This is a genomic window from Rheinheimera mangrovi (assembly GCF_003990335.1).
Lineage (GTDB): Bacteria > Pseudomonadota > Gammaproteobacteria > Enterobacterales > Alteromonadaceae > Pararheinheimera > Pararheinheimera mangrovi.
Map to the genome: position 1 here is coordinate 329,136 of NZ_CP034683.1, position 22,629 is coordinate 351,764.

At 48.1% G+C, this 22,629-nt stretch carries 17 protein-coding genes, 2 tRNA genes and 3 rRNA genes; 16 read left to right on the top strand and 6 right to left on the bottom strand.

Features of this window, described 5'->3' with window-relative positions:
• Window positions 1–10: 10 nt before the first annotated feature.
• The 12 genes from rpmJ (at window position 11) to EK374_RS01655 (ending at window position 11,144) form a co-directional block, all read left to right on the top strand.
• Complete coding sequence (rpmJ, locus tag EK374_RS01600; protein WP_082335860.1) at window positions 11–124, top strand: 50S ribosomal protein L36; 114 nt, start codon at window positions 11–13, stop codon at window positions 122–124.
• Window positions 125–259: 135 nt separating this feature from the next.
• Window positions 260–616 (top strand): 30S ribosomal protein S13, encoded by a 357-nt coding sequence (rpsM, locus tag EK374_RS01605; RefSeq protein ID WP_040555062.1) that lies wholly within the window; start codon window positions 260–262, stop codon window positions 614–616.
• A gap of 13 nt (window positions 617–629) precedes the next feature.
• Window positions 630–1,019, top strand: a complete 390-nt coding sequence (rpsK, locus tag EK374_RS01610) for a 30S ribosomal protein S11 (RefSeq protein WP_008899098.1) — start codon at window positions 630–632, stop codon at window positions 1,017–1,019.
• Window positions 1,020–1,050: 31 nt separating this feature from the next.
• The gene (gene rpsD, locus EK374_RS01615; RefSeq protein WP_127019522.1) at window positions 1,051–1,671 is read left to right on the top strand and encodes a 30S ribosomal protein S4; all 621 of its coding nucleotides are present in this window, start codon (window positions 1,051–1,053) and stop codon (window positions 1,669–1,671) included.
• Between the two features lie 27 nt (window positions 1,672–1,698).
• The gene (locus EK374_RS01620; RefSeq protein ID WP_031568298.1) at window positions 1,699–2,688 is read left to right on the top strand and encodes a DNA-directed RNA polymerase subunit alpha; all 990 of its coding nucleotides are present in this window, start codon (window positions 1,699–1,701) and stop codon (window positions 2,686–2,688) included.
• 39 nt (window positions 2,689–2,727) lie between these two features.
• Complete coding sequence (rplQ, locus tag EK374_RS01625) at window positions 2,728–3,132, top strand: 50S ribosomal protein L17 (protein ID WP_127019524.1); 405 nt, start codon at window positions 2,728–2,730, stop codon at window positions 3,130–3,132.
• A 1,002-nt stretch (window positions 3,133–4,134) separates the two neighbouring features.
• Window positions 4,135–5,669: ribosomal RNA gene (locus tag EK374_RS01630) — 16S ribosomal RNA — on the top strand.
• 207 nt (window positions 5,670–5,876) lie between these two features.
• Window positions 5,877–5,953: transfer RNA gene (locus EK374_RS01635), tRNA-Ile, on the top strand.
• Between the two features lie 44 nt (window positions 5,954–5,997).
• A tRNA-Ala gene (locus EK374_RS01640) sits at window positions 5,998–6,073 on the top strand.
• A gap of 195 nt (window positions 6,074–6,268) precedes the next feature.
• A 23S ribosomal RNA gene (locus tag EK374_RS01645) occupies window positions 6,269–9,149 on the top strand.
• Window positions 9,150–9,296: 147 nt separating this feature from the next.
• Window positions 9,297–9,411: ribosomal RNA gene (gene rrf / locus EK374_RS01650) — 5S ribosomal RNA — on the top strand.
• Together the 16S, 23S and 5S rRNA genes with 2 tRNA genes alongside form the textbook arrangement of a ribosomal RNA operon.
• A 572-nt stretch (window positions 9,412–9,983) precedes the next feature.
• Window positions 9,984–11,144: an alpha/beta hydrolase family protein gene (locus tag EK374_RS01655; protein ID WP_233280309.1), complete on the top strand. Its 1,161-nt coding sequence runs from the start codon at window positions 9,984–9,986 to the stop codon at window positions 11,142–11,144.
• Window positions 11,145–11,149: 5 nt separating this feature from the next.
• Here the strand turns inward: EK374_RS01655 and EK374_RS01660 are convergent, their stop codons facing one another.
• The 5 genes from EK374_RS01660 to ylqF all read right to left on the bottom strand — a co-directional run bounded on the left by EK374_RS01660 (window position 11,150) and on the right by ylqF (window position 16,763).
• The gene (locus EK374_RS01660) at window positions 11,150–12,040 is read right to left on the bottom strand and encodes a DMT family transporter (RefSeq protein WP_127019526.1); all 891 of its coding nucleotides are present in this window, start codon (window positions 12,038–12,040) and stop codon (window positions 11,150–11,152) included.
• Window positions 12,040–12,921: a cysteine synthase CysM gene (gene cysM / locus EK374_RS01665; protein WP_127019528.1), complete on the bottom strand. Its 882-nt coding sequence runs from the start codon at window positions 12,919–12,921 to the stop codon at window positions 12,040–12,042. Before cysM ends, EK374_RS01660 begins: the two co-directional genes overlap by 1 nt.
• Before the next feature lie 87 nt (window positions 12,922–13,008).
• Window positions 13,009–13,758, bottom strand: coding sequence for a TrmH family RNA methyltransferase (locus tag EK374_RS01670; RefSeq protein WP_127019530.1), 750 nt, complete (start codon window positions 13,756–13,758; stop codon window positions 13,009–13,011).
• Between the two features lie 364 nt (window positions 13,759–14,122).
• Window positions 14,123–15,787, bottom strand: a complete 1,665-nt coding sequence (locus tag EK374_RS01675) for an amidohydrolase (RefSeq protein WP_127019532.1) — start codon at window positions 15,785–15,787, stop codon at window positions 14,123–14,125.
• A gap of 40 nt (window positions 15,788–15,827) precedes the next feature.
• On the bottom strand, window positions 15,828–16,763 hold the full coding sequence (gene ylqF / locus EK374_RS01680; protein ID WP_127019534.1) for a ribosome biogenesis GTPase YlqF: 936 nt from the start codon (window positions 16,761–16,763) through the stop codon (window positions 15,828–15,830).
• Window positions 16,764–16,924: 161 nt separating this feature from the next.
• Here ylqF and EK374_RS01685 point away from each other — a divergent pair, with 161 nt between their 5' ends.
• Window positions 16,925–18,376 (top strand): FG-GAP repeat domain-containing protein, encoded by a 1,452-nt coding sequence (locus EK374_RS01685; RefSeq protein WP_127019536.1) that lies wholly within the window; start codon window positions 16,925–16,927, stop codon window positions 18,374–18,376.
• An 8-nt stretch (window positions 18,377–18,384) separates the two neighbouring features.
• On the opposite strand, the gene EK374_RS01690 is transcribed toward EK374_RS01685, so the two are convergent.
• Entirely contained in the window at window positions 18,385–18,876 is a 492-nt protein-coding gene (locus EK374_RS01690; RefSeq protein WP_127019538.1) for a hypothetical protein, read from the bottom strand.
• Between the two features lie 65 nt (window positions 18,877–18,941).
• On the opposite strand from EK374_RS01690, the gene EK374_RS01695 reads away from it, so the two are divergent.
• The 3 genes from EK374_RS01695 to EK374_RS01705 are packed head-to-tail and all read left to right on the top strand — an operon-like array spanning window position 18,942 to window position 22,617.
• On the top strand, window positions 18,942–19,544 hold the full coding sequence (locus EK374_RS01695) for an aspartyl/asparaginyl beta-hydroxylase domain-containing protein (protein ID WP_127019540.1): 603 nt from the start codon (window positions 18,942–18,944) through the stop codon (window positions 19,542–19,544).
• Entirely contained in the window at window positions 19,507–21,489 is a 1,983-nt protein-coding gene (locus tag EK374_RS01700; protein ID WP_127019542.1) for a phytanoyl-CoA dioxygenase family protein, read from the top strand. Before EK374_RS01695 ends, EK374_RS01700 begins: the two co-directional genes overlap by 38 nt.
• Window positions 21,490–22,617 carry a hypothetical protein gene (locus EK374_RS01705; RefSeq protein WP_127019544.1) on the top strand — a complete coding sequence of 376 codons (1,128 nt, stop codon included), beginning with the start codon at window positions 21,490–21,492 and terminating at the stop codon, window positions 22,615–22,617. It abuts the gene before it with no gap.
• Window positions 22,618–22,629: the final 12 nt, after the last annotated feature.

A 22,629-nucleotide genomic window follows, 5' to 3' on the forward strand; every position in this document is an offset into this window, starting at 1 on the left:
GAGTTAAGTCATGAAAGTACGAGCTTCCGTTAAGAAGATCTGCCGTAACTGCAAAGTTATCAAGCGCAACAATGTTGTGCGTGTAATTTGTGTAGAGCCTAAGCACAAGCAACGTCAAGGCTAACAGCAGAAAAAATTATAGGTCAGGGCTAGGCTTTTTAGTCTAGCCCCGACTTATTGTTGCAATATGGCCGCCGTTTGAGTATCCTTACGGGCTTTTCAAATCGGCACCCTTTTAATCTTTTATAGGAGAACGTTAGTGGCCCGTATCGCTGGCATTAACATCCCCGATAATAAACATGCTGTCATCTCTTTGACGTATGTTTTTGGTATCGGTAAAACCCGCTCAAAAGCTATCTTAGCTGCAGTGGGTATTGAAGAAACTCGCAAAATCTCTTCTTTGTCTGACGCAGAGCTTGACTCTCTTCGTGACGAAGTAGGTAAGTACACTGTTGAAGGTGACTTACGTCGTGAGATTACATTAAACATCAAGCGTTTAATGGACCTGGGTTGTTACCGTGGTTTACGCCACCGTCGTAGTCTGCCTGTTCGTGGTCAGCGCACTAAAACTAATGCGCGTACCCGCAAGGGCCCACGCAAAGCTATTAAGAAATAGGACGGGGTAAAACATGGCTAAAGCACCAGTTCGTACTCGTAAAAGAGTAAAAAAGCAAGTTTCTGACGGTATGGCTCATATCCATGCCTCTTTCAACAACACCATAGTCACGATCACTGATCGCCAGGGTAACGCTCTTTGCTGGGCAACTGCTGGTGGTTCTGGTTTCCGTGGTTCGCGTAAGTCTACGCCGTTTGCTGCACAGGTTGCTGCTGAGCGTGCTGGTACTGCCGCGTTAGAATATGGTCTGAAGAATCTTGAAGTGTTTGTAAACGGTCCAGGTCCAGGCCGCGAATCAGCGATTCGTGCTCTGAACGCAGCTGGCTACCGCATTACAAATATCACCGACGTGACGCCAATTCCACACAATGGTTGCCGTCCACCGAAAAAACGTCGCGTGTAACAAGCGCTTCTAGGATTATTGGAGAAAGAAGATGGCAAGATATTTGGGTCCTAAGCTCAAGTTAAGTCGTCGCGAAGGAACAGATTTGTTCCTGAAAAGCGGCGTTAGAGCAATTGATTCAAAGTGTAATTTAACTACTGCTCCTGGTCAGCACGGCGCTCGTCGCGGTCGTTTATCAGACTACGGTTTACAATTACGCGAAAAACAAAAAGTACGTCGTATTTATGGCGTATTAGAGAAGCAGTTCCGTAACTATTACAAAGAAGCTGCTCGTTTGAAAGGTAACACTGGCGAAAACTTACTTCAGTTACTTGAAGGCCGTTTAGACAACGTGGTTTATCGCATGGGTCTGGCTAGCACGCGTGCAGAAGCACGTCAGTTAGTTAGCCACAAAGCTATTATGATTAATGGCGCTGTGGTAAACATCCCATCTTACGCTGTGTCACCTGATCAAGTCATCGCTGTTCGTGAGAAAGCGAAGAAGCAAGCGCGTATCGTTGCTGCTTTAGAGATTTCTGAACAACGCGAAAAACCAACTTGGATCGAAATGGATACCAAGAAGATGGAAGGCGTTTTCAAACGCGTTCCAGAGCGTTCAGACTTGTCTGCAGACATCAACGAACAGTTAATCGTCGAGCTTTACTCTAAGTAGTAAGGCGTTTTCTTAAGAGAGGATAAAATGCAGGGTTCTGTCACCGAATTCCTTAAGCCGAGATTAGTTGGTATCGAAAAAATCAACCCAACTCGTGCCAAAGTTACTTTGGAACCACTTGAGCGCGGTTTCGGGCATACCTTGGGCAACGCGTTGCGTCGTATTTTACTTTCGTCAATGCCAGGTTGTGCAGTGACCGAAGTGGAGATCGACGGCGTTCTTCATGAGTACAGCGCCAAAGAAGGTGTTCAGGAAGATATCATTGATATTTTACTGAACCTGAAAGGTTTAGCCGTCCGCTTGGAAGACAAAGACGAAGTCACTCTGACTTTAACTAAGAAAGGTGCTGGCCCTGTAACTGCTGGTGATATCCAGCGTGGTGACGGTGTAGTGATCGTTAACCCAGAGCACGTAATTTGCAACCTGACTGGCGAAACTGAATTCAGTATGCGCCTGAAAGTTCAACGTGGTCGTGGTTATGTTCCTGCTTCTGCCCGCGTATCCTCAGAGGATGACGAACGTCCAATTGGTCGTCTGTTACTGGACGCATCTTTCAGCCCGGTAGAGCGTATTGCCTACTCAGTTGAAGCTGCTCGTGTAGAACAGCGTACTGACCTGGACAAGCTGGTTATCGATATGGAAACCAATGGCACAGTAGAGCCAGAGGAAGCGATTCGTCGTGCTGCGACTATTTTAGCTGAACAGCTGGAATTCTTCGTAGAATTACGCGACAAGAGCGAGCCAGAAAAACGTGAAGAGAAACCGGAATTCGATCCGATTCTGTTACGTCCAGTCGATGATTTAGAGTTAACAGTTCGTTCTGCTAACTGCTTAAAAGCAGAGCAGATACAGTACATCGGTGATCTGGTACAACGTACCGAGGTTGAGTTGCTGAAAACGCCAAACCTGGGTAAAAAGTCGCTTACCGAAATCAAAGACGTGTTGGCTTCACGCGGTTTATCTTTAGGCATGCGCCTGGAAAACTGGCCGCCAGCAAGTTTGGTAAATAAAGACTAACCAGATTCCAGTTCCTGGTTTAGTAAGAAGGAATAGATCATGCGCCATCGCAAGAGTGGTCGTCAGTTAAACCGGAACAGCAGTCACCGTACTGCAATGTTCCGCAACATGGCTAGCTCGTTGGTGAAGCACGAAATCATCAAAACGACTCTGCCAAAGGCAAAAGAGTTACGTCGTGTAATCGAACCTCTGATTACACTGGCGAAAAATGATAGCGTTGCAAACCGCCGTTTAGCTTTTGCTCGTACACGTGATAAAGAAGTAGTTGGTTTGTTATTTAACGTGTTAGGTCCACGTTATAACGCCCGTCCAGGTGGTTACACTCGTATTCTGAAGTGTGGCTTCCGTGCTGGCGACAACGCACCAATGGCTTACATCGAGTTAGTAGACCGTCCAGAAGTGGCCGGCGCTGCATTACCAGTTGAAGAAACAGCAGCTGAGTAAGTAATTCGTTAGTTAATAAAGCCGGCTTAATGCCGGCTTTATTTTTTTGTGGTCTGTCCTAAATAACCCCCTTCAGCAGTTAGTTAATAGTCCTCCAGCATTGCATTAAGATCTTATGTTTCTTTGCAACCTTACCAAAGGTATTAGCTCGCTATCTTTTTGGCGAAGACCTGGTAAAACCTACCAGATTAGACTGTTGGTCGTGTGATAGAAGAAGGCCTGCGGATAAAGCCTCCCTTTTAAGACGTTGCATGCTTTCTTTTTTATAGTTAAATCTCTGTATGCCATACATGCCGCTTTGTCTTTTACTGCTATGAAGAGTTCTACGAACTTGTCGTTTGCTTTACGATGTCGATCTGCCTCCCTCTACTTATATTTCTGCCTATTTCTCCTATTTGTCTGTCTGAGCGAATCTCTGATCCAAATCTACTGAAGGGATCGTCATTATGTTTTCGATATGTTTTCGCTTCCTATATAGAAGAGGAGAAAAGAGTTCATCTCCGATCCGGGCAGTTGGAGGGGTGGATAAAGTTACAACAGGGGGGGAGTTATTACAGAGCTGTATAAAGAAAGAGGGGAGAGATCGCTTAGGATCCTACTTTGATCCACAACGAAGAGCGATACAAGGGCTATTTTTGTATGCAATTTAAGCAAAAACGCCTGATTCGTTTAATAAGTGAGCGGTCGATCAGCTTTTCTTAAAAAAGATCTTGCGGCTTAATCAGAGATCTCTATAATGCGCTCCATCGACAGCGAAGACGGTTTCCAAAGCGAAATAGTTTGTAGCGAAAGATTCTGAAAGACGTTGATTATAAACGACTTTCGCTTCATAAGTGAAGCACTGCTCTTTAACAATAAGCAATCAATCATCTGTGTGGGCACTCACGGTTTAGATTCTGCAGCGAGCAATCGCACAAAGAATATATATCAGTGAAGTGACTTACATAGAAATATGTTTTAAGTCAGTGATACTGAGCAGCTACTTAGGTAGCAATTAAACTTTAATTGAAGAGTTTGATCATGGCTCAGATTGAACGCTGGCGGCAGGCCTAACACATGCAAGTCGAGCGGATGAGGGGAGCTTGCTCCCTGATTTAGCGGCGGACGGGTGAGTAATGCGTAGGAAGCTGCCCGATAGAGGGGGATACCAGTTGGAAACGACTGTTAATACCGCATAATGTCTACGGACCAAAGTGTGGGACCTTCGGGCCACATGCTATCGGATGCGCCTACGTGGGATTAGCTAGTTGGTGAGGTAACGGCTCACCAAGGCGACGATCTCTAGCTGGTTTGAGAGGATGATCAGCCACACTGGAACTGAGACACGGTCCAGACTCCTACGGGAGGCAGCAGTGGGGAATATTGGACAATGGGCGCAAGCCTGATCCAGCCATGCCGCGTGTGTGAAGAAGGCCTTCGGGTTGTAAAGCACTTTCAGCGAGGAGGAAGGGAGTTGTGTTAATAGCGCAGCTTTTTGACGTTACTCGCAGAAGAAGCACCGGCTAACTCTGTGCCAGCAGCCGCGGTAATACAGAGGGTGCAAGCGTTAATCGGAATTACTGGGCGTAAAGCGCACGTAGGCGGTTAGTTAAGTTGGATGTGAAAGCCCCGGGCTCAACCTGGGAATTGCATTCAAAACTGGCTAACTAGAGTATGTGAGAGGGGGTAGAATTCCAAGTGTAGCGGTGAAATGCGTAGAGATTTGGAGGAATACCAGTGGCGAAGGCGGCCCCCTGGCACAATACTGACGCTGAGGTGCGAAAGCGTGGGGAGCAAACAGGATTAGATACCCTGGTAGTCCACGCCGTAAACGATGTCTACTAGCTGTTCGTGGTCTTGTACTGTGAGTAGCGCAGCTAACGCACTAAGTAGACCGCCTGGGGAGTACGGTCGCAAGATTAAAACTCAAATGAATTGACGGGGGCCCGCACAAGCGGTGGAGCATGTGGTTTAATTCGACGCAACGCGAAGAACCTTACCTACTCTTGACATCTACGGAAGACTGCAGAGATGCGGTTGTGCCTTCGGGAACCGTAAGACAGGTGCTGCATGGCTGTCGTCAGCTCGTGTTGTGAAATGTTGGGTTAAGTCCCGCAACGAGCGCAACCCCTATCCTTAGTTGCCAGCGATTCGGTCGGGAACTCTAGGGAGACTGCCGGTGATAAACCGGAGGAAGGTGGGGACGACGTCAAGTCATCATGGCCCTTACGAGTAGGGCTACACACGTGCTACAATGGTACGTACAGAGGGAGGCAAGCTGGCGACAGTGAGCGGATCTCTTAAAGCGTATCGTAGTCCGGATCGCAGTCTGCAACTCGACTGCGTGAAGTCGGAATCGCTAGTAATCGCAAATCAGAATGTTGCGGTGAATACGTTCCCGGGCCTTGTACACACCGCCCGTCACACCATGGGAGTGGGTTGCAAAAGAAGTAGGTAGCTTAACCTTCGGGAGGGCGCTTACCACTTTGTGATTCATGACTGGGGTGAAGTCGTAACAAGGTAACCCTAGGGGAACCTGGGGTTGGATCACCTCCTTACCTAAAGCAGACTAGTTCGTGTAGTGTCCACACAGATGATTGATTGATACGTAGAGCAAACAGTAAAAGCGGTATCCGCGAGGATAACGCAGGATGTTTGGTTTAGCGCAAAGCGTAGCCTGAGCGAATGAAGGAGTGTACGAAAAGTACATGACTGAGTGAGCGATGGTTGCAACGAAGCGATAAGACAAACAGACAAGTTAGAGCTGGTCTGTAGCTCAGGTGGTTAGAGCGCACCCCTGATAAGGGTGAGGTCGGTAGTTCGAGTCTACTCAGACCAACCAATTCGCTGCAAGTCAGCTTGACAACGAATGAACCAATGTAGATTGGGGTTATAGCTCAGCTGGGAGAGCGCCTGCCTTGCACGCAGGAGGTCAGCGGTTCGATCCCGCTTAACTCCACCATTACTTAAGAAGATTCTGAAAGTAAATACTGTTTGAAAACTTAAAAACAACCATTCTTTGAAAGAATTGTTCTTTTTGAGCTTTATGCTCGAAGTGCTCTTTAACAAATTGGCAAGCTGATAGAAAGAAACAAGGTAAAACAATTTATTTGTGAACCTTATCACACCTATAACTTCAGACATTTTGGGGTTGTATGGTTAAGTGACTAAGCGTACACGGTGGATGCCTTGGCAGTCAGAGGCGATGAAGGACGTGCTAACCTGCGAAAAGCTGTGAGAAGTCGGTAAGAGACGTTAGACTCACAGATGTCCGAATGGGGAAACCCACCTGATTTATCAGGTATCGTATGATGAATACATAGTCATACGAGGCGAACCGGGAGAACTGAAACATCTAAGTACCCCGAGGAAAAGAAATCAACCGAGATCCCCTTAGTAGCGGCGAGCGAACGGGGGCTAGCCCTTAAGTTGGTAAAGCGTTAGTGGAAGGCTCTGGAAAGTGCGGCGATACAGGGTGATAGCCCCGTACACGAAAAGGCTTTATCAATGAAAACGAGTAGGACGGGACACGTGGTATCCTGTTTGAACATGGGGGGACCATCCTCCAAGGCTAAATACTCCTGACTGACCGATAGTGAACCAGTACCGTGAGGGAAAGGCGAAAAGAACCCCTGTTAGGGGAGTGAAATAGAACCTGAAACCGTGTACGTACAAGCAGTGGGAGCCCACTTGTTGGGTGACTGCGTACCTTTTGTATAATGGGTCAGCGACTTACATTCTGTAGCGAGGTTAACCGAATAGGGGAGCCGTAGGGAAACCGAGTCTTAACTGGGCGAATAGTTGCAGGGTGTAGACCCGAAACCGGGCGATCTATCCATGAGCAGGTTGAAGGTTGGGTAACACTAACTGGAGGACCGAACCCACAAATGTTGAAAAATTTGGGGATGACTTGTGGATCGGAGTGAAAGGCTAATCAAGCTCGGAGATATCTGGTTCTCCTCGAAAGCTATTTAGGTAGCGCCTCGAGCGAATACCATTGGGGGTAGAGCACTGTTAAGGCTAGGGGGTCATCCCGACTTACCAACCCTTTGCAAACTCCGAATACCAATGAGTACTACTCGGGAGACACACGACGGGTGCTAACGTCCGCCGTGAAAAGGGAAACAACCCAGACCACCAGCTAAGGTCCCAAAGTCATGGTTAAGTGGAAAACGATGTGGAAAGGCATAGACAGCTAGGAGGTTGGCTTAGAAGCAGCCACCCTTTAAAGAAAGCGTAATAGCTCACTAGTCGAGTCGGTCTGCGCGGAAGATGTAACGGGGCTAAACCATGCACCGAAGCTGTGGACTTGCACTATGTGCAAGTGGTAGAGGAGCGTTCTGTAAGCCGTTGAAGGTGACTCGTGAGGGTTGCTGGAGGTATCAGAAGTGCGAATGCTGACATAAGTAACGATAAGGGGAGTGAAAAACTTCCCCGCCGGAAGACCAAGGGTTCCTATCCCATGCTAATCAGGGTAGGGTAAGTCGGCCCCTAAGGCGAGGGCGAAAGCCGTAGTCGATGGGAAACGGGTTAATATTCCCGTACCGACAATACTGCGATGGGGGACGGAGAAAGCTAGGCAGGCATGGCGTTGGTAGTCCATGTGAAAGTGCGTAGGAAGGGGGATTAGGCAAATCCGGTTCCCTATATTCTGAGACACGAGACGAGCCACTAAGGTGGTGAAGCTGTTGACGCTACGCTTCCAGGAAAAGCCTCTAAGCTTCAGGTATTGTCGACCGTACTCGAAACCGACACAGGTGGTCAGGTAGAGCATACCAAGGCGCTTGAGAGAACTCTGGTGAAGGAACTAGGCAAAATAGTACCGTAACTTCGGGAGAAGGTACGCTCTTGTGTGTGAAGGACTTGCTCCGTAAGCATATGAGAGTCGCAGTGACCAGCTGGCTGCAACTGTTTATTAAAAACACAGCACTCTGCAAACTCGTAAGAGGACGTATAGGGTGTGACACCTGCCCGGTGCCGGAAGGTTAATTGATGGGGTTAGCGCAAGCGAAGCTCTTGATCGAAGCCCCGGTAAACGGCGGCCGTAACTATAACGGTCCTAAGGTAGCGAAATTCCTTGTCGGGTAAGTTCCGACCTGCACGAATGGTGTAATGATGGCCAGGCTGTCTCCACCAGAGACTCAGTGAAATTGAAATTGCGGTGAAGATGCCGTATACCCGCGGCTAGACGGAAAGACCCGTGAACCTTTACTATAGCTTGGCACTGAACATTGACCCTACATGTGTAGGATAGGTGGGAGGCTTTGAAGTTGGAACGCCAGTTCTGATGGAGCCGTCCTTGAAATACCACCCTTGTATGTTTGATGTTCTAACGTGGGTCCCTGATCGGGATTGCGGACAGTGTCTGGTGGGTAGTTTGACTGGGGCGGTCTCCTCCTAAAGAGTAACGGAGGAGCACGAAGGTTGGCTAAGTACGGTCGGACATCGTACGGTTAGTGCAAAGGCAGAAGCCAGCTTAACTGCGAGACAGACACGTCGAGCAGGTACGAAAGTAGGTCTTAGTGATCCGGTGGTTCTGTATGGAAGGGCCATCGCTCAACGGATAAAAGGTACTCCGGGGATAACAGGCTGATACCGCCCAAGAGTTCATATCGACGGCGGTGTTTGGCACCTCGATGTCGGCTCATCACATCCTGGGGCTGAAGTCGGTCCCAAGGGTATGGCTGTTCGCCATTTAAAGTGGTACGCGAGCTGGGTTTAGAACGTCGTGAGACAGTTCGGTCCCTATCTGCCGTGGGCGTTGGATGATTGATTGGAGTTGTTCCTAGTACGAGAGGACCGGAATGAACGAACCGCTGGTGTTCGGGTTGTCATGCCAATGGCACTGCCCGGTAGCTATGTTCGGAACGGATAACCGCTGAAAGCATCTAAGCGGGAAGCCGGCCAAAAGATGAGTCATCCCTTGTACCTTGAGTACACATAAGGGTCGTTGGAGACCACAACGTTGATAGGTGAGGTGTGGAAGCGCAGTGATGTGTTAAGCTAACTCATACTAATTGCCCGAGAGGCTTAACCATACAACGCCCAAGGTGTTTGTTGGTGTGATAAAGAATTCTATCGGTTTGCTCAATTAAAGGAATACGTTTTTATAAAATCCATCCGTGGATTTTACCCTTACGGGCCGCACTAAAGTGCGTTAAAACGTGTTCCAGACACGTTTTTTGCCTGGTGGCAATAGCGCTGTGGAACCACCTGACTCCATTCCGAACTCAGAAGTGAAACGCAGCCGCGACGATGGTAGTGTGGCAGATGCCATGCGAGAGTAGTTCACCGCCAGGCGCCCAATTAAGCCAGAAGGCCCAGTCTAACGACTGGGCCTTTTTGCTTTATGCGAATTTAGCTGTGAGCCATTCGAGCAGGGCATTCCCCATGCGACAAAAACGTCCGGAACGTTTTTGGACCGCCAACGGCGGGTCCCGCAGGGACGAACCCCACGGACGGGGTGAGCAGCGTAGTTCACCGCCAGGGTGAAACAAGGAAAAATGGGACGCAAACTGCTTTGCGTCACGCCTGTTTCACGCATTGAGCTCTGCGACCAAACTGCCGGGAGCAGTTTGGGACCGCTTCAGCGGGTCGCGAAGCGACGAGGCCCAGGATGGGTCGAGCAATGGCCGGACAAGACGCCCTGCTGCCGCCTCATCGCCCGGAATAAAGTAGTTCACCGCACCCGAATTCAACACCTTACCGCTCTTAATATTCCAAACGGACGCCCCTACAGGCGATTCCGTTCAGACACTCACCACTTCCACCTACCTTTTACCCCCTCATTTGGCTATAATGCAGCCCGTTTTTACAGCAGTTTTGGGTGTAGTTTGATCCTAGTCCGTGCAGTCCAGTACCTTTGGTTCAGAATGATCCGGCTTAGCTGGCGTTCATGGCTGAAGTTGATCCCACTGATGCTCATCAGCCTGGTGTTGCTCTCTACTTTTATCACCCCTATTCCTGATCAGCAGTATCATTTCCCGGATGAAAATACCGCAAACAGTAACTTTCATGTGGTTGAATTTAATGATGAAGGTCAGCCTCACGACTTAAAACAACAGCAGGCTTTGTTTGAACGTATTAAAAAACCGGACTCTGCCACAGCAGAGTTGGTCATTTTTGTACACGGCTGGCATCAGAATGCGGCCCCTACAGATTCAAACTTTGTCGCTTTTCAAACCTATATCAAAGAATTACAACAAGCAGCTCCACAACGGAACCTGATTGGGCTGTATCTGGGATGGCGCGGCGACAAATATGATCCACTTTGGCTGGACGAATCTTATAAAGCTGAAGGTTGGATGGAGCCGCTGGATTTCCCGACCATTTTTCAACGTAAAAGAGTGTCACGGCTGGTAGGTGAACAGGGTGTTAGTCAACTCTTGGACAAGCTGGATACTGTGGTTGCGCAAGGTCAGTTAAGACGCTACATCTTTATCGGCCATAGCTTAGGCGGTTCAGTCGCCCTGCATGCCAGTAAGGAACGGGTCAAAAAAGCCATAGATAGTGGCAAAGACAACCCGAATTTGTATTTGTTATTAAACCCTGCGGTAACAGCTAAAGAGTACAAACCGCTTGATACCTTACTCAGCATCGACCGACAAAAACCCAGTATGGTGGTATTGCAGTCCAAAGGTGATTTTGCAGTAAAGGAAGCTTTTAACTTCTTAAAAGATGGTGAGCAGGCAGTGGGGAATTCCTGGGCTATCACCCACGATATAGATAAATGCCCCAGAGGGAACTGTGAAATCCCTCTGCATTTACACAGTAGTTTGGCTCAGCATGACGCGATACCAGGCTGTATGATGCAGCTCAACCGATCTGGCTGGCGTATCCGTGCCAGGGTACAGGCACGTCGCACTATTCAGAGTTGTGATGACGCCAATATGCAGGCGGTCTGGGTACTGGCTGTTTCAGACGATATTATATTAGGTCACAATGGTATTTTAACGCCAAGCCATGCCGGTGCTTTGGCGGAAATCTTGAGTCTGATTGATTACCACAGAAACCAAATCCCGGAAGCTATTTGATAAGTCTAGTGCCACAAAATCAACACTGTGCCAGCTACTGTCAGGCTGGCACCTATCCAGGCTCCGAGAGCAGGTCGCCTTTTATAAACCAGCCATAATAAAGGCACGACCAACACAGGACTGACTGACGATAGCATACCTATTAAACCTGCATCACCCGTTTTTAAAGCCTGCAAAATCAGCGTCATGCCTATCACCATTGACAATCCTGCATTAACAAATACCATGGCGAATACCTTTTTCGTCATAGGTAAATAAACACGAGCCACCTTAAAGCCCAGCCAGAACAACAGCAGGTGAGCAAATAAAGCGACTGTCATCCGTACTGCAGAGGCGCTGACTGCGTCTATGGTGGTTTCCATTAAAGGCTTTAGCATTAAAGTGGAAGCCGCCTGGCACAGGGCTGAAGTTAAACCTAAAGCTATACCAGAACGCAGCTGGGATTGATTTGATTCCCAGTGGTGTTGTTCTTCTGCTCTGCGGCCGAGCACTATGGCTGTCATTACCCCTGAACTTAACAAACCGCAGCCAACCAAGGTCCAACCCCAAATTGATTCGCCTAAAAACAGATAAGCCAGCAGCACCGAAAACATCGCATGAGTGGCAAATAACACACCGGCACGGCGTGGTCCTAATCTGTTCATAGAAGCAAATAAGGAGGTATCTCCAATTAAAATACCAATAAGCGCCGAAATAGCCAAAAGTGGTAATTGAGGTAAAGCCAAAGTGCTAAAGCCGCCACTGAAAAAAGCACAGAGCCATAACATGCTGGCAGCGCATGCCAGACGCCAGCGGGTAAAAGCAAAAGCGCCTAAATGACTGGAGGCAGTAGCTGATAACAAACTGCCGACCGCCCAGCAGACTGCAGCTAATAAAGCTAAGTATTCAAAAGGCACTAATAAATTCCTGAGGATAAATAACGATCACCCCGATCGCAGACGATGGCGACTATGACGGCGTTTTCAAGTTGCTCCGCCAGACGCAATGCCGCATACACAGCACCGCCCGAACTAACACCGCAAAAGATCCCTTCCTGCTGTGCCAGTTGCCTCATGGTGGCTAGAGCATGATCCGCAGTAATATCTATGATTTTATCAACCCGCTGTTTTTCATAAAAGCCTGGTAAATAAGCTTCTGGCCAACGCCGAATACCAGGAATACTACTGCCTTCAGCTGGTTGCAGGCCTATAATTTGAATCTCAGGGTTTTGTTGTTTCAGGTAACGTGACACCCCCACAATGGTACCTGTGGTGCCCATGCTGGAGACGAAATGCGTTACTTTACCGAAACTTTGTTGCCAGATTTCAGGGCCAGTAGAGGCATAATGCGCAGCCGGATTGTCGGTGTTATTAAATTGGTCCAGCACTAAACCCACACCTTCAGCCTGCATTTGTTTGGCTAAATCACGGGCGTATTCCATGCCTTGTTCTTTACTGACCAAAATCAGCTCGGCGCCATAAGCCCGCATCGACGCTTTACGTTCGTCGGTCATATTGTCCGGCATAATCAGCTTCATTTTATAGCCTTTGATGGCGGCTGCCATCGCCAGTGCTATGCCTGTATTACCACTGGTGGCTTCAATCAGGCAATCTCCCGGTTTGATCTCGCCCCGTACTTCGGCCTGTTGCAGCATATAAAGCGCTGGTCTGTCTTTAACTGAACCTGCTGGATTATTACCTTCCAGTTTCAGCAATACGGTGCTTTTGGTATGGTTAGCCATACGTTGTAGCCGTACTAAAGGTGTCTGGCCAACATAGTCTTCGAGGGTAGGGAACATAAAACCTCTGCGGGGCAAAAGAAATAGCGCTTAGTGTAGCGGATCCGACTCTTTACTCACAGACGGATCCGCTATAACTCAGAAGCTTTATAGTCTCGACAGACGTTTAAAGTTGTCACATAAAATGGCTGTGGCTATGCCTACATTCAGTGATTCTGTGTCGCTGAAACTTGGGATAGTCACAGGGTGGCTGATCACAGGCTTTAATGCAGGGCTTATACCATTGGCTTCATTACCCATCACCAGATAACCACCTGCATTACTGAGCTTTAACTGATGCACTGACTCCCCTTCGAGATAAGCACCATATACCGGCATGGAGCTTTGCTCTAAGACAGGTAATAACTCCTGGTAATACATTTGCACCCGCAAAAACGAGCCTTTAGCCGCCGCTATCACTTTGGGATTATATAAATCCACTGTGTCAGCCGAGCAAAGGATATTGCGAATACCATACCAGTCGGCAACGCGGATAATAGTACCTAAATTACCAGGGTCGTTGATTTGGTCCAGCACCAGTACCCAATCACCTGGCTGCTCTTTAAATGGTTGGGCTACTGGTATTTCAGCTACGGCCAGAGCCGCGTTATTGCTGCTGAAGGTGCCAACTTGCACTAACTCATGTTCAGTGCATTGCTGTACTAAATCGGCTTTAGCGCAAAGAGCATGGTATTGCTGCAAAAACTGTTCAGTGCCAAACACGGCCCTTACTTTCCAAGAGCTGTGCAGCAATTCCAGCACTGATTTTTCGCCTTCGACAAAAAAGAGCTGCTCTGCTTTGCGGTATTTTTTTTGCTGTAAGGACCGAATCAGCTTCGACCATTTCTGACTAATCATAAACCCTTCTTACTTGAAGCCGCAGCCGCGTTAACTGCGCTATTTCTTCCGAACACAGATTGGTCGGCGAGACGGGCGGGGATAAACCCCGCCCCTACGTACATCGCCTTGCTGCAACTCCAATTAATTTGGGTTACAACCTTCTTACTTGAAGCCGCAGCCGCGTTAACTGCGCTTTTTCTTCCGAACATAGACTGGCTGTCGAGGCGGGCGGGGATAAACCCCGCCCCTACGTATATCGTCTTGCTGCAATTCCAATTAATTTGGGTTACAACCTTCTTACTTGAAGCCGCAGCCGCGTTAACTGCGCTTTTTCTTTCGAACATGGAGTGGTCGGCGAGACGGGCGGGGACAAGCCCCGCCCCTACAGCTGTGCCTGATATTTCTGTTGTCCTGCTACCCAGCTTTGTTGCACTTTGGTTTGCCATAAAGTTTCCGGGGCTACTTTGAAAATATCGCGGTCGACCAAAATAAAATCAGCCCACATACCAGGGGCTAACGAGCCCATGCTTTGATCCTGAAAGGCGCCATATGCTGCATCCAGAGTAAAAGACTTTAACGCCTGAGTTAACGTCAGGCGCTGTTCTGGCAACCAGCCACCTACAGGCTGATTTTGCTGATCCTGACGAGTGACCGCGGCATGAATACCATAAAAAGGATTTGCCAGTTCTACCGGATAATCTGAGCCTGCCACTATGCGGCTGCCCTGATCTACAAAGCTTTTCCAGGCATAAGCGCCACGTAAACGGGCTATGCCTAAACGATCGGCTGCCATATTTTTATCTGAGGTGGCGTGGGTCGGTTGCATAGCCGGCAGAATATGCAACTGGGCAAAACGTGGGATATCTTTAGGTGAAACAATCTGCGCATGCTCAATGCGGTGGCGGCCTTGTTCCAGCTGCTCTTTGCTTGCCAGTTGTTCGAACCTGTCCAGCACCAGGCGATTGGTTAAATCACCTATAGCATGCACATTGGTTTGAAAACCTGCATCCAGCGTCAGCTTCATTACAGCGGTTAACTTATCTGGTTGGGTAACAAATAAACCTTTTTGGCCGGGCTGATCAGAATAAGGTTCTATCAAAGCTGCACCACGACTACCTAAAGCGCCGTCACCATATATTTTGACTGAACGGGCGACAAATATGTCGTCTTTATCCAGGATAGGGCCAGCCTTTAACCAGTCGGCTAAATGCGGATCTGTAGCCGATAACATGGCGTAAATACGCAGCGGTAGTTTGTTGTCTTTACGTAATTGCTGATAACTTTGTAAGTTGGCTTGATCAACGCCCGCGTCGTGAGTAGAGGTAATACCCAAAGCCAATAAATGCTCAAATGCAGCATCCAATGCAGCTAAACGTTCAGTTTCGGATTGCTGTGGAATTTGTTTTTCCAGCAATAACATGGCGTTATCTATCAATACGCCTGTTGGATTGCCTTCAGCGTCCCGAATAATTTCACCACCTGGTGGATCTATGGTTTCCTTGGTGATGCCTGCCAATTGCAATGCTTTACTGTTAGCCCAACCTGCATGGCTATCAACGCGCGTTAGCCAAACGGGTTTGTCTTTCATGCTTTCATCCAGCAGAGTTTTACCGGGAAATTGCTGGGTAGGCCACAACACCTGATTCCAGCCTCCGCCTAAAATCCATTGTGATTGTGGATGCGCTTTGGCAAAGGCTGCAACCTGAGCTACGGCCTGTGCTTCACTGCTGCTGGTACGTAAGTCCACCTGATTTAAATTCTGACCTAAACCCAGCACATGACCATGGCCGTCTATCAGGCCAGGTAATAACGTCTGGCCTTTGCCGTCCATTTGTTCTGCTTTGTTGTAGGCTGCAACAGCGGCTTTATCGCCACGAGCCAGTACTTTGCCGGTCTGGTTATCAAATACAAAGTGGCTGAATTCTGTGATCTGGCCTTTATCGTCAAAGCCATAACCCTGAATATTGTGCAGCACTACAGGGGCGGCTGACAAAGAGCCGCTGGCGATACATAACAGACTAAATACTGAAAGAGTAGAAAAACGCATAACACAATTCCCTGGTTGGTCCGTCACCGGACCAGCCGGGTTAACGGTATTTCTTCTTGGCTTTTTGCTGACGGATCTTTTCGCGTTCAGCTTTTTCAGCAGCTCTGATGGCTTCCTCTAACTTAGCATTGTGCAATTCCTCTGTCACCATATCCGGTGTTTCCAGACTGACAGGGCCAAACAGACCTGCACGAAGTTCGGTAATTAAAATTGAACCGGCTTTTTGTAAATCAACCACACCGCCTTTACGCATACAACCCCGGCGTTCCCCCAAAGCATCAAGCAAAGCCACATCGTTTTCTGGTTGCTCTGTCAGCTGATAGCGTGCCATCACCTGTTGTGGATAAGCTTTAAGCAAATAATCGGCGGCAAAAATAGCGATATCAGCATAATCAAAAGCCGTATCTTTAATGGCACCTGTCACCGCCAAACGATAACCACAACTGGCTGGACTTAGCTTGGGCCATAAAAAGCCTGGAGTGTCGGTTAAGATCACGTTGTTATCCAGTTTAATCCGCTGCTGTACTTTGGTAACGCCAGCTTCATTGCCTGTTTTAGCAATAGTGCGACCAGCCAATGTATTGATGATGGTGGATTTTCCAACGTTAGGAATCCCCATAATCATGGCGCGGGCACCACGTATGTCTAAATTCCGATCGGGCAGCATCTGGTTGCAAAGCTGTAACAAAGCCTTGATTTGTTCAGGGTTTTGCTGACTAATAGGGATGGCTTTTATACCTTTTTCCTGTTCGAAGCGTTCCACCCATAAAGCGGTAACAGCCGGATCTGCCAAGTCAGCTTTGTTCAGCACCTTGATCACCGGGGTGTCACCACGTAGCTCTGGCACCAAAGGGTTTTCACTGGAAAAAGGAATACGGGCGTCCAGCATTTCGATAATGATATCGACCTGCGGCATAACCTCGGCTATTTCTTTACGGGCCTTGTGCATATGGCCTGGGAACCAGTTTATCGACATAAAAACTCTCTTGGGTTAGCCGCTTAGCGGTTGGAACAGAAAACAATTCAATATTTTACGCTGTTATCAGGTTGGGCAGGAACTTTTTTCCGGCTTAAACCTCCGATTAGCAGCTTTTACTGTAGAAGAATCTCGTATTGTACAAATCGGAGTCAAAGGGAATGATGAAGTTGAAGTATCTTGCTGTTTTAGTTGTCACTGCAATTATGAGCGCTGAACCATTAATGGCGTCAGAATTTAAACAAGTTCAGGTGCAACTGGAGCACCCCGCCAATGGCGATACCTTATTCATTCCCGGCGCCAAAGCTGTGTTGCAGTCGGGTCATTCATCCAACAGTCGCTGGCTCAGTTGGGTCGACTTAACCACAAGCACCGCCAAGCAAGTTCCTATCCCTACACAGGCACAGTTTTTTCATAAAGCTCAGGTGAAAGGCCAGCCCAATGAGCAACTTGTCGTACTAGGCGTGGAAGGGATCAGTTATTTTAAGCCTGAGGATAACAGCTGGCAGCGTTTGCTTAATACCGAATCTTTGTATCGCACAGTGGATGCTAAACGATTGCTGAAACTGGACTTTGTCTATGACTTCAATAATGACGGTTTATCTGACTTTATTGTGCCTGACTTTAATGCTCATCATGTTTATCTGCAGCAACAGGACGGTAGTTTTAGTAAACACTCTTTGGTAGTGGATGCTAAATCCCGTTTATTTGATGAAAACCCGGATTACATTAGCCGTAACGCCCGTTTTCTGGATTGGAATGCGGACGGTCGTACTGATATAGCTTTTGCGATTGACGATAGCCTGCTGTTGTACCTGCAAACTGAAACAGGTTTTTTGGCTAAGGCCGAAGTGATCGAACTGGGATTGGACTTAACACCTGATGCCTTGGCTGAAGTGCGGGGTGGTGATGGCCGCAGCTTCAAAGGTTTGTCTATTAAAAGGTTATATGAGGTGAAAGATCTCAATAACGATACTATCGCTGACCTTATTGTACGTCAGGAACAATTTGCTGACGCAGTGGAGCAAAGCTACAGCTACCGTATCCATTATGGCCAAACAGGGCCTGGCGGCCTGCAATTTAAAGCAGAGCCTGATGCACTGATCAACACCAAAGGTATTCAGTCTGAACCTGTATTTACCGACTTAAATAATGATAAAAGATTGGACTTTTTCACGCCGGCTGCAGAATTTGGTATCGGTACTCTGGTACGGGCTTTACTGGCAGGCACTGCGAATATGGAACTGCAGTTTTTTCCACAGCTGCAAAGTGGCAAGTTTCCGGATAAACCTGTGTATCGGCAAGACGCCACAGCTCAGGTCAGTATTGGCAATGCACAGGTCAATTTACCTGTACTGAAAGCGCTGGTATCGGATCAGGCTCCGGCTTTGCTATTGATAGGGGATGAAGATCATCTGAAGGTATACCAAAGCGCCAAAGAAAAACTATTCAGCAGCAAAAGCATCAGATTAAAACAGGCGATACCTCTGAACGGTATGCTGGCGTCCACAGCTGATTTAGACCAGAACGGCAAGATGGATTTAATTTTGCCTTTTACTCACTTAGACCCGGAAGCGGTGCGTAATCAGCTGCATTTTATTTTGCAGCAATAGCCCTGGTGTTAAGGCCTTAACCATTGCTTCATCTGTGGGTAGCCATCCTCTGCACCGGGCTGCTCACACATGCCATACCAGTGGAGCAGGGGATAACCAAAGCCTCCTTCAGAGCTGAATGCTGTGATGTAGCTTTTTGAACCACCTTTGTAGCCGTCAGCATGAAATAAAAACTCTGGTGGCAAGTTTAAATAGATTAAAGCAGCCCAGGACCAGGCAATAGCTGCCATCTCTTCGGCAGGGCCCTGGCCAGCAGACAGATTGACATTGTCCTGTAACAAATGGCGCGAGGCACCCGGCATCACTGCAATATGACCCGCTTCGTGCAACAGATCGCCGGGCTGATTCAGCATCAATGGATCGATACACAACTCACCATGCTGGATCCTGACGCCAGGTAAAAAGCTTTGCCCTATATCGCTTTGGATCCGCCAACCAATACCTATGTCGCTGAAGAATGCTAGCAGCAGTTGCAGAGGCTCTGATATTTTCTGTGCCATGGTCTTTCTATGTTCCTTTTTTCTGCTAGCCTAGTTTTTTATAAAACAAAAATAACGACTTAGCTATGACTATTTGTAATTTTGCTTTGTTGGGCAAGGTGACTGGTTTTTCACAAATACAACATGAACTTGAACAGCTGATGCAGTTGGAATGGTATGCACATGTGAACAAAAGAGATTATCAGGGGGGCTGGGACGTATTACCGCTGCGCTGTGCCTCAGAGCATCTGAATGGCCATGGCATATTGCAAAGTTTTGCGATATACCCCAGCGACCACTGGAGCAACTTACCTCAATTAGAACAAAGCCCTGCTCTACTGCGTTTTGTGACTGCTTTACCATTCTCAGTGAAATCAGTGCGGCTTATGCGCTTACACCCCGGCGCTAAAATTAAACCGCACCGTGACCATGGCTTGTGTCTGGAGCAAGGCGAAGCTCGTTTGCACCTGCCACTGCAAACTAATCCATTACTGAAATTTTTTGTTAACGATCAACTGGTGCCTATGCAAGCAGGCGAGCTGTGGTACATCAATGCTGATCAAGTACACCAGGTAGAAAACAAAGGTTCAGAGTCCCGTATCAATCTGGTGTTGGACGTTGTGGTCAATGATGAATTAAAGGAGCAAGTTTATGCCGGATGGAACACTGAGTTATCCAGAGTTAACTGAAGACGTGTTATCACTGTTTGCGACTGAGATCCTCAAGTGTCAGGGCGCAGCTGAAGCGCGGCCTTTGATTGTTTTGCTGCTGACCACTTTATGCCAGCACCTGAATCTGGATTTGCACCCAGACCAATACAAAGATAAAGACTTTACCCTGACGCCTTTTGGTAAAGCGGTATCACCCACTACAGCGGCTCAATGCGCCGAGGATATTGAGCGAAGCAGGGTTTTTATACAGGCTATTTATAGGGCGGTGCAGGACCGTCTGACAACAGAGCGACCAGTGTTTGTGCTCTATGCGGGCACTGGCCCTCTAGGTTGGCTGATTTTGCCCTTACTCAGTGTATTCAGTGCACAACAGCTGCAGGTGACTGCGTTGGATATCCATCAGTTTTGCCTCGATAGTTTCCGGCAGTTATGCAAAACGCTGAAACTGGAGGACAGAATAGCGGGCTGGATATGCGCTGATGCGACTGTATGGCAACCGCAATCAGGCGAAAGCTATGACCTGATCTTGTCTGAAACCATGAATCAGTTTCTGGAACAAGAGCCGCAAATCCAGATTTTTGTCAATTTACAGCGTTATCTGAAAAAGAGTGGCAGCCTTATCCCACAAAAAGTACTGTTGTCGGCAGAACTGGAATGGCAGTACAAACAACAGCCGCAAAGTCATAGCTTAGGGCCTGTCTTTTGTTTGGAGATGGACAGCGCGAAGGCGTTAGCGCAAGGAAAAACCGAACTACTACGATGCCAGATGATAGTGCCCGAACTTGAACCGGGCCCAGTCGATCTTAAATTGAACACCGAAATTCAGGTTTATCAGCAGTTTTGGCTGGTAGAGAAGCAAAGCCAGTTAACTCTGGCAAAATACCGTAAGCAACTGCTGCTTCAACCCGGCTCAGTGCTTGAGTTTAGTTATCAGTCCGGGCAAATGCCCTTGTGGCAATTAGAGTATCAAAGCCAGACCTTTTCGTTGGCGGCAACTGATGATGTGCGTGTCGAAGGGCTATTGCATTTCTACAGACTGTGGCAAAAAACGCAGATCAAAAAGTTAAAACTCCCCACAGCGTTGCCAGCAGACGAATGGTTGGTCGACAGAGCAGTGTTGGATCTGGCCGGTTTAGGCTTGTATTCTGGTTTGCAACTGCTGCACCGATGTGAAAGATTGTCTGAGTTGCAGCAGGAAGTGCAGCAATTGTCACTGACTGAAGCACAAAAACAGCAGATCAATCAGCAATTGCGTGAACTGACTGCAGGACAACAGAGCAGGACAATACCTTCAGTACTGACTGAACAACAACTGGCTTTCTGGCATCAATTTGGTTATCTGGTGGTGCCAGCTGTACTGACGCCGGAACAATGTGAACAAAGCCGGGCTGCTATCTGGCACTACCTGCAGGCCTCGCCAGAGCAACCCCAAAGCTGGTACAGGCAGTTGGGCTTGTGTGAAAAAATCATGTTGCCGTTGTTTCGTCATCCGGCTTTAGATGCCAACCGGGAAGTGCCGCTGATCCGGCAGGTGTTTGAGCAGCTATGGCAGAGAACCGATCTGGTGATGAGCACAGACAGAGTGAGTTTTAACCCGCCGCAGACGTCAGACTGGGCCTTTCCTGGCCCTGATTTACATTGGGATATGCCGTTGCGCTCCCCTGTTGAGTTTGCAACTCAAGGTTTAATTTATTTAACAGATACCACAGAGCAGCAAGGGGCTTTTTGTTGTGTTCCGGGTTTTCATTTAAAAGCAGAAAACTGGATCACCAGCCAGGGTAAAACTGAATTTGAGTTACAGCAACAGCGCTGGGCAGACTGGCCAGTGAAAGCCATAGCTGCCAAAGCCGGAGATTTGATCATCTGGCATCATGCGTTGCCTCATGGCCCCAGTGCCAACACAACACATCAACCCCGCATGGTGCATTACATCAATTGTTATCCGATAAAAAGTGAAGCCTGAGTGCAGCATAAATTGAGATTGTATTGGCAATTGCTACACGACAAGGAGCGACTAATCGCTTTGCAGCACAGCGGATCTGTCGATGATTTTGTGCGCCAAATGGCACAGTATCTCGACTGGCCGGATTTGAATTTGGATCTGATGCAGAGTTTCTTGCAACAGCAGAACAGCTCTGTACTGGTGCCAGATCTCGAACTGTTCAGCCAGTTTTGGCAACCAGCGGATTATAGGAAAAAAGATCAGGCCCTGATCTGGGTGCCTGCTTTAGATCCACTGAAGCAACCTTTTTATAAGGAGGATATGCTGATACAAAAAGGCAAGCTGCTGGCCGTATTTATCAGGCCTGTGACCTTAGTTAAAGACTTGCTACCACAAAGCAACAATCTGGCTGACCTTTGTCCTGATCTGATCATCTTCCATTGGTCGCGTTGTGGCTCCACCTTGTTGGGGGGCTTGTATCGTCAGCTTAGCGCAGTAAAGCTGTTGTCGGAATCAATGCTCATCAGCGACATGCTGTTGGACTCTTTCTGGTCTGAGGAGGCCAAACCCCAACTGCTAAAGCTGGCTGTGCTATTGCAGGGGCGTTTCAGGCACGGAGAAACTCAGCTGGTGCTGAAACTAAATTCCTGGGATCTGCAGCAGTGGCCGCTCTGGCTGCAACAGTTTCCTGACGCCAGAATACTGTGCCTTGGGCGACAACCAGAAGCTATTCTGGCTTCCCATCAGCGTATGTCTGGCTTGCATATGGTTGCGGTGAACGGCGTCTGGCAAGCAGGAAATCCATATGATCTGAGCCTTAGTCCACTGCAGGGGCGCATTGCTGTGTTGCGTTTACTGATGTGTTATACAGAACAACTGCTCGGTACAGGCAAGGCTGAATTTCTGGACTACCGCCAGCTGAAACAGGTACTTCAGCAAAATCCGCAGCAATTGGTCAGCTTTTTATCCCGGGAGCTCACTGAGGCAGAACAACAACGCTGGCATACCTTTAGTTTGCGTGACGCCAAACAACCCGAATTGATCTTTCAGGCCAGCCAAAGTCCGCAACAAATTTTTACTACGGAAGAGTTGCAACAAATTCATAATGAATTGGGGGTAGAGTATCAGGCCTTGTTACAAAGAGGCTGAAACATTCTCAGC

Excerpts from the sequence above, each read along its gene's own strand:
- EK374_RS01695 (WP_127019540.1), top strand. The coding sequence starts at position 18,942 with ATGACTATTTGTAATTTTGCTTTGTTGGGCAAGGTGACTGGTTTTTCA.
- rpsD (WP_127019522.1), top strand. The coding sequence starts at position 1,051 with ATGGCAAGATATTTGGGTCCTAAGCTCAAGTTAAGTCGTCGCGAAGGA.
- EK374_RS01685 (WP_127019536.1), top strand. The coding sequence starts at position 16,925 with ATGATGAAGTTGAAGTATCTTGCTGTTTTAGTTGTCACTGCAATTATG.
- EK374_RS01620 (WP_031568298.1), top strand. The coding sequence starts at position 1,699 with ATGCAGGGTTCTGTCACCGAATTCCTTAAGCCGAGATTAGTTGGTATC.
- EK374_RS01700 (WP_127019542.1), top strand. The coding sequence starts at position 19,507 with ATGCCGGATGGAACACTGAGTTATCCAGAGTTAACTGAAGACGTGTTA.
- EK374_RS01675 (WP_127019532.1), bottom strand. The coding sequence starts at position 15,787 with ATGCGTTTTTCTACTCTTTCAGTATTTAGTCTGTTATGTATCGCCAGC.
- cysM (WP_127019528.1), bottom strand. The coding sequence starts at position 12,921 with ATGTTCCCTACCCTCGAAGACTATGTTGGCCAGACACCTTTAGTACGG.
- ylqF (WP_127019534.1), bottom strand. The coding sequence starts at position 16,763 with ATGTCGATAAACTGGTTCCCAGGCCATATGCACAAGGCCCGTAAAGAA.
- rpmJ (WP_082335860.1), top strand. The coding sequence starts at position 11 with ATGAAAGTACGAGCTTCCGTTAAGAAGATCTGCCGTAACTGCAAAGTT.
- EK374_RS01670 (WP_127019530.1), bottom strand. The coding sequence starts at position 13,758 with ATGATTAGTCAGAAATGGTCGAAGCTGATTCGGTCCTTACAGCAAAAA.
- rplQ (WP_127019524.1), top strand. The coding sequence starts at position 2,728 with ATGCGCCATCGCAAGAGTGGTCGTCAGTTAAACCGGAACAGCAGTCAC.
- EK374_RS01655 (WP_233280309.1), top strand. The coding sequence starts at position 9,984 with ATGATCCGGCTTAGCTGGCGTTCATGGCTGAAGTTGATCCCACTGATG.
- rpsK (WP_008899098.1), top strand. The coding sequence starts at position 630 with ATGGCTAAAGCACCAGTTCGTACTCGTAAAAGAGTAAAAAAGCAAGTT.
- EK374_RS01690 (WP_127019538.1), bottom strand. The coding sequence starts at position 18,876 with ATGGCACAGAAAATATCAGAGCCTCTGCAACTGCTGCTAGCATTCTTC.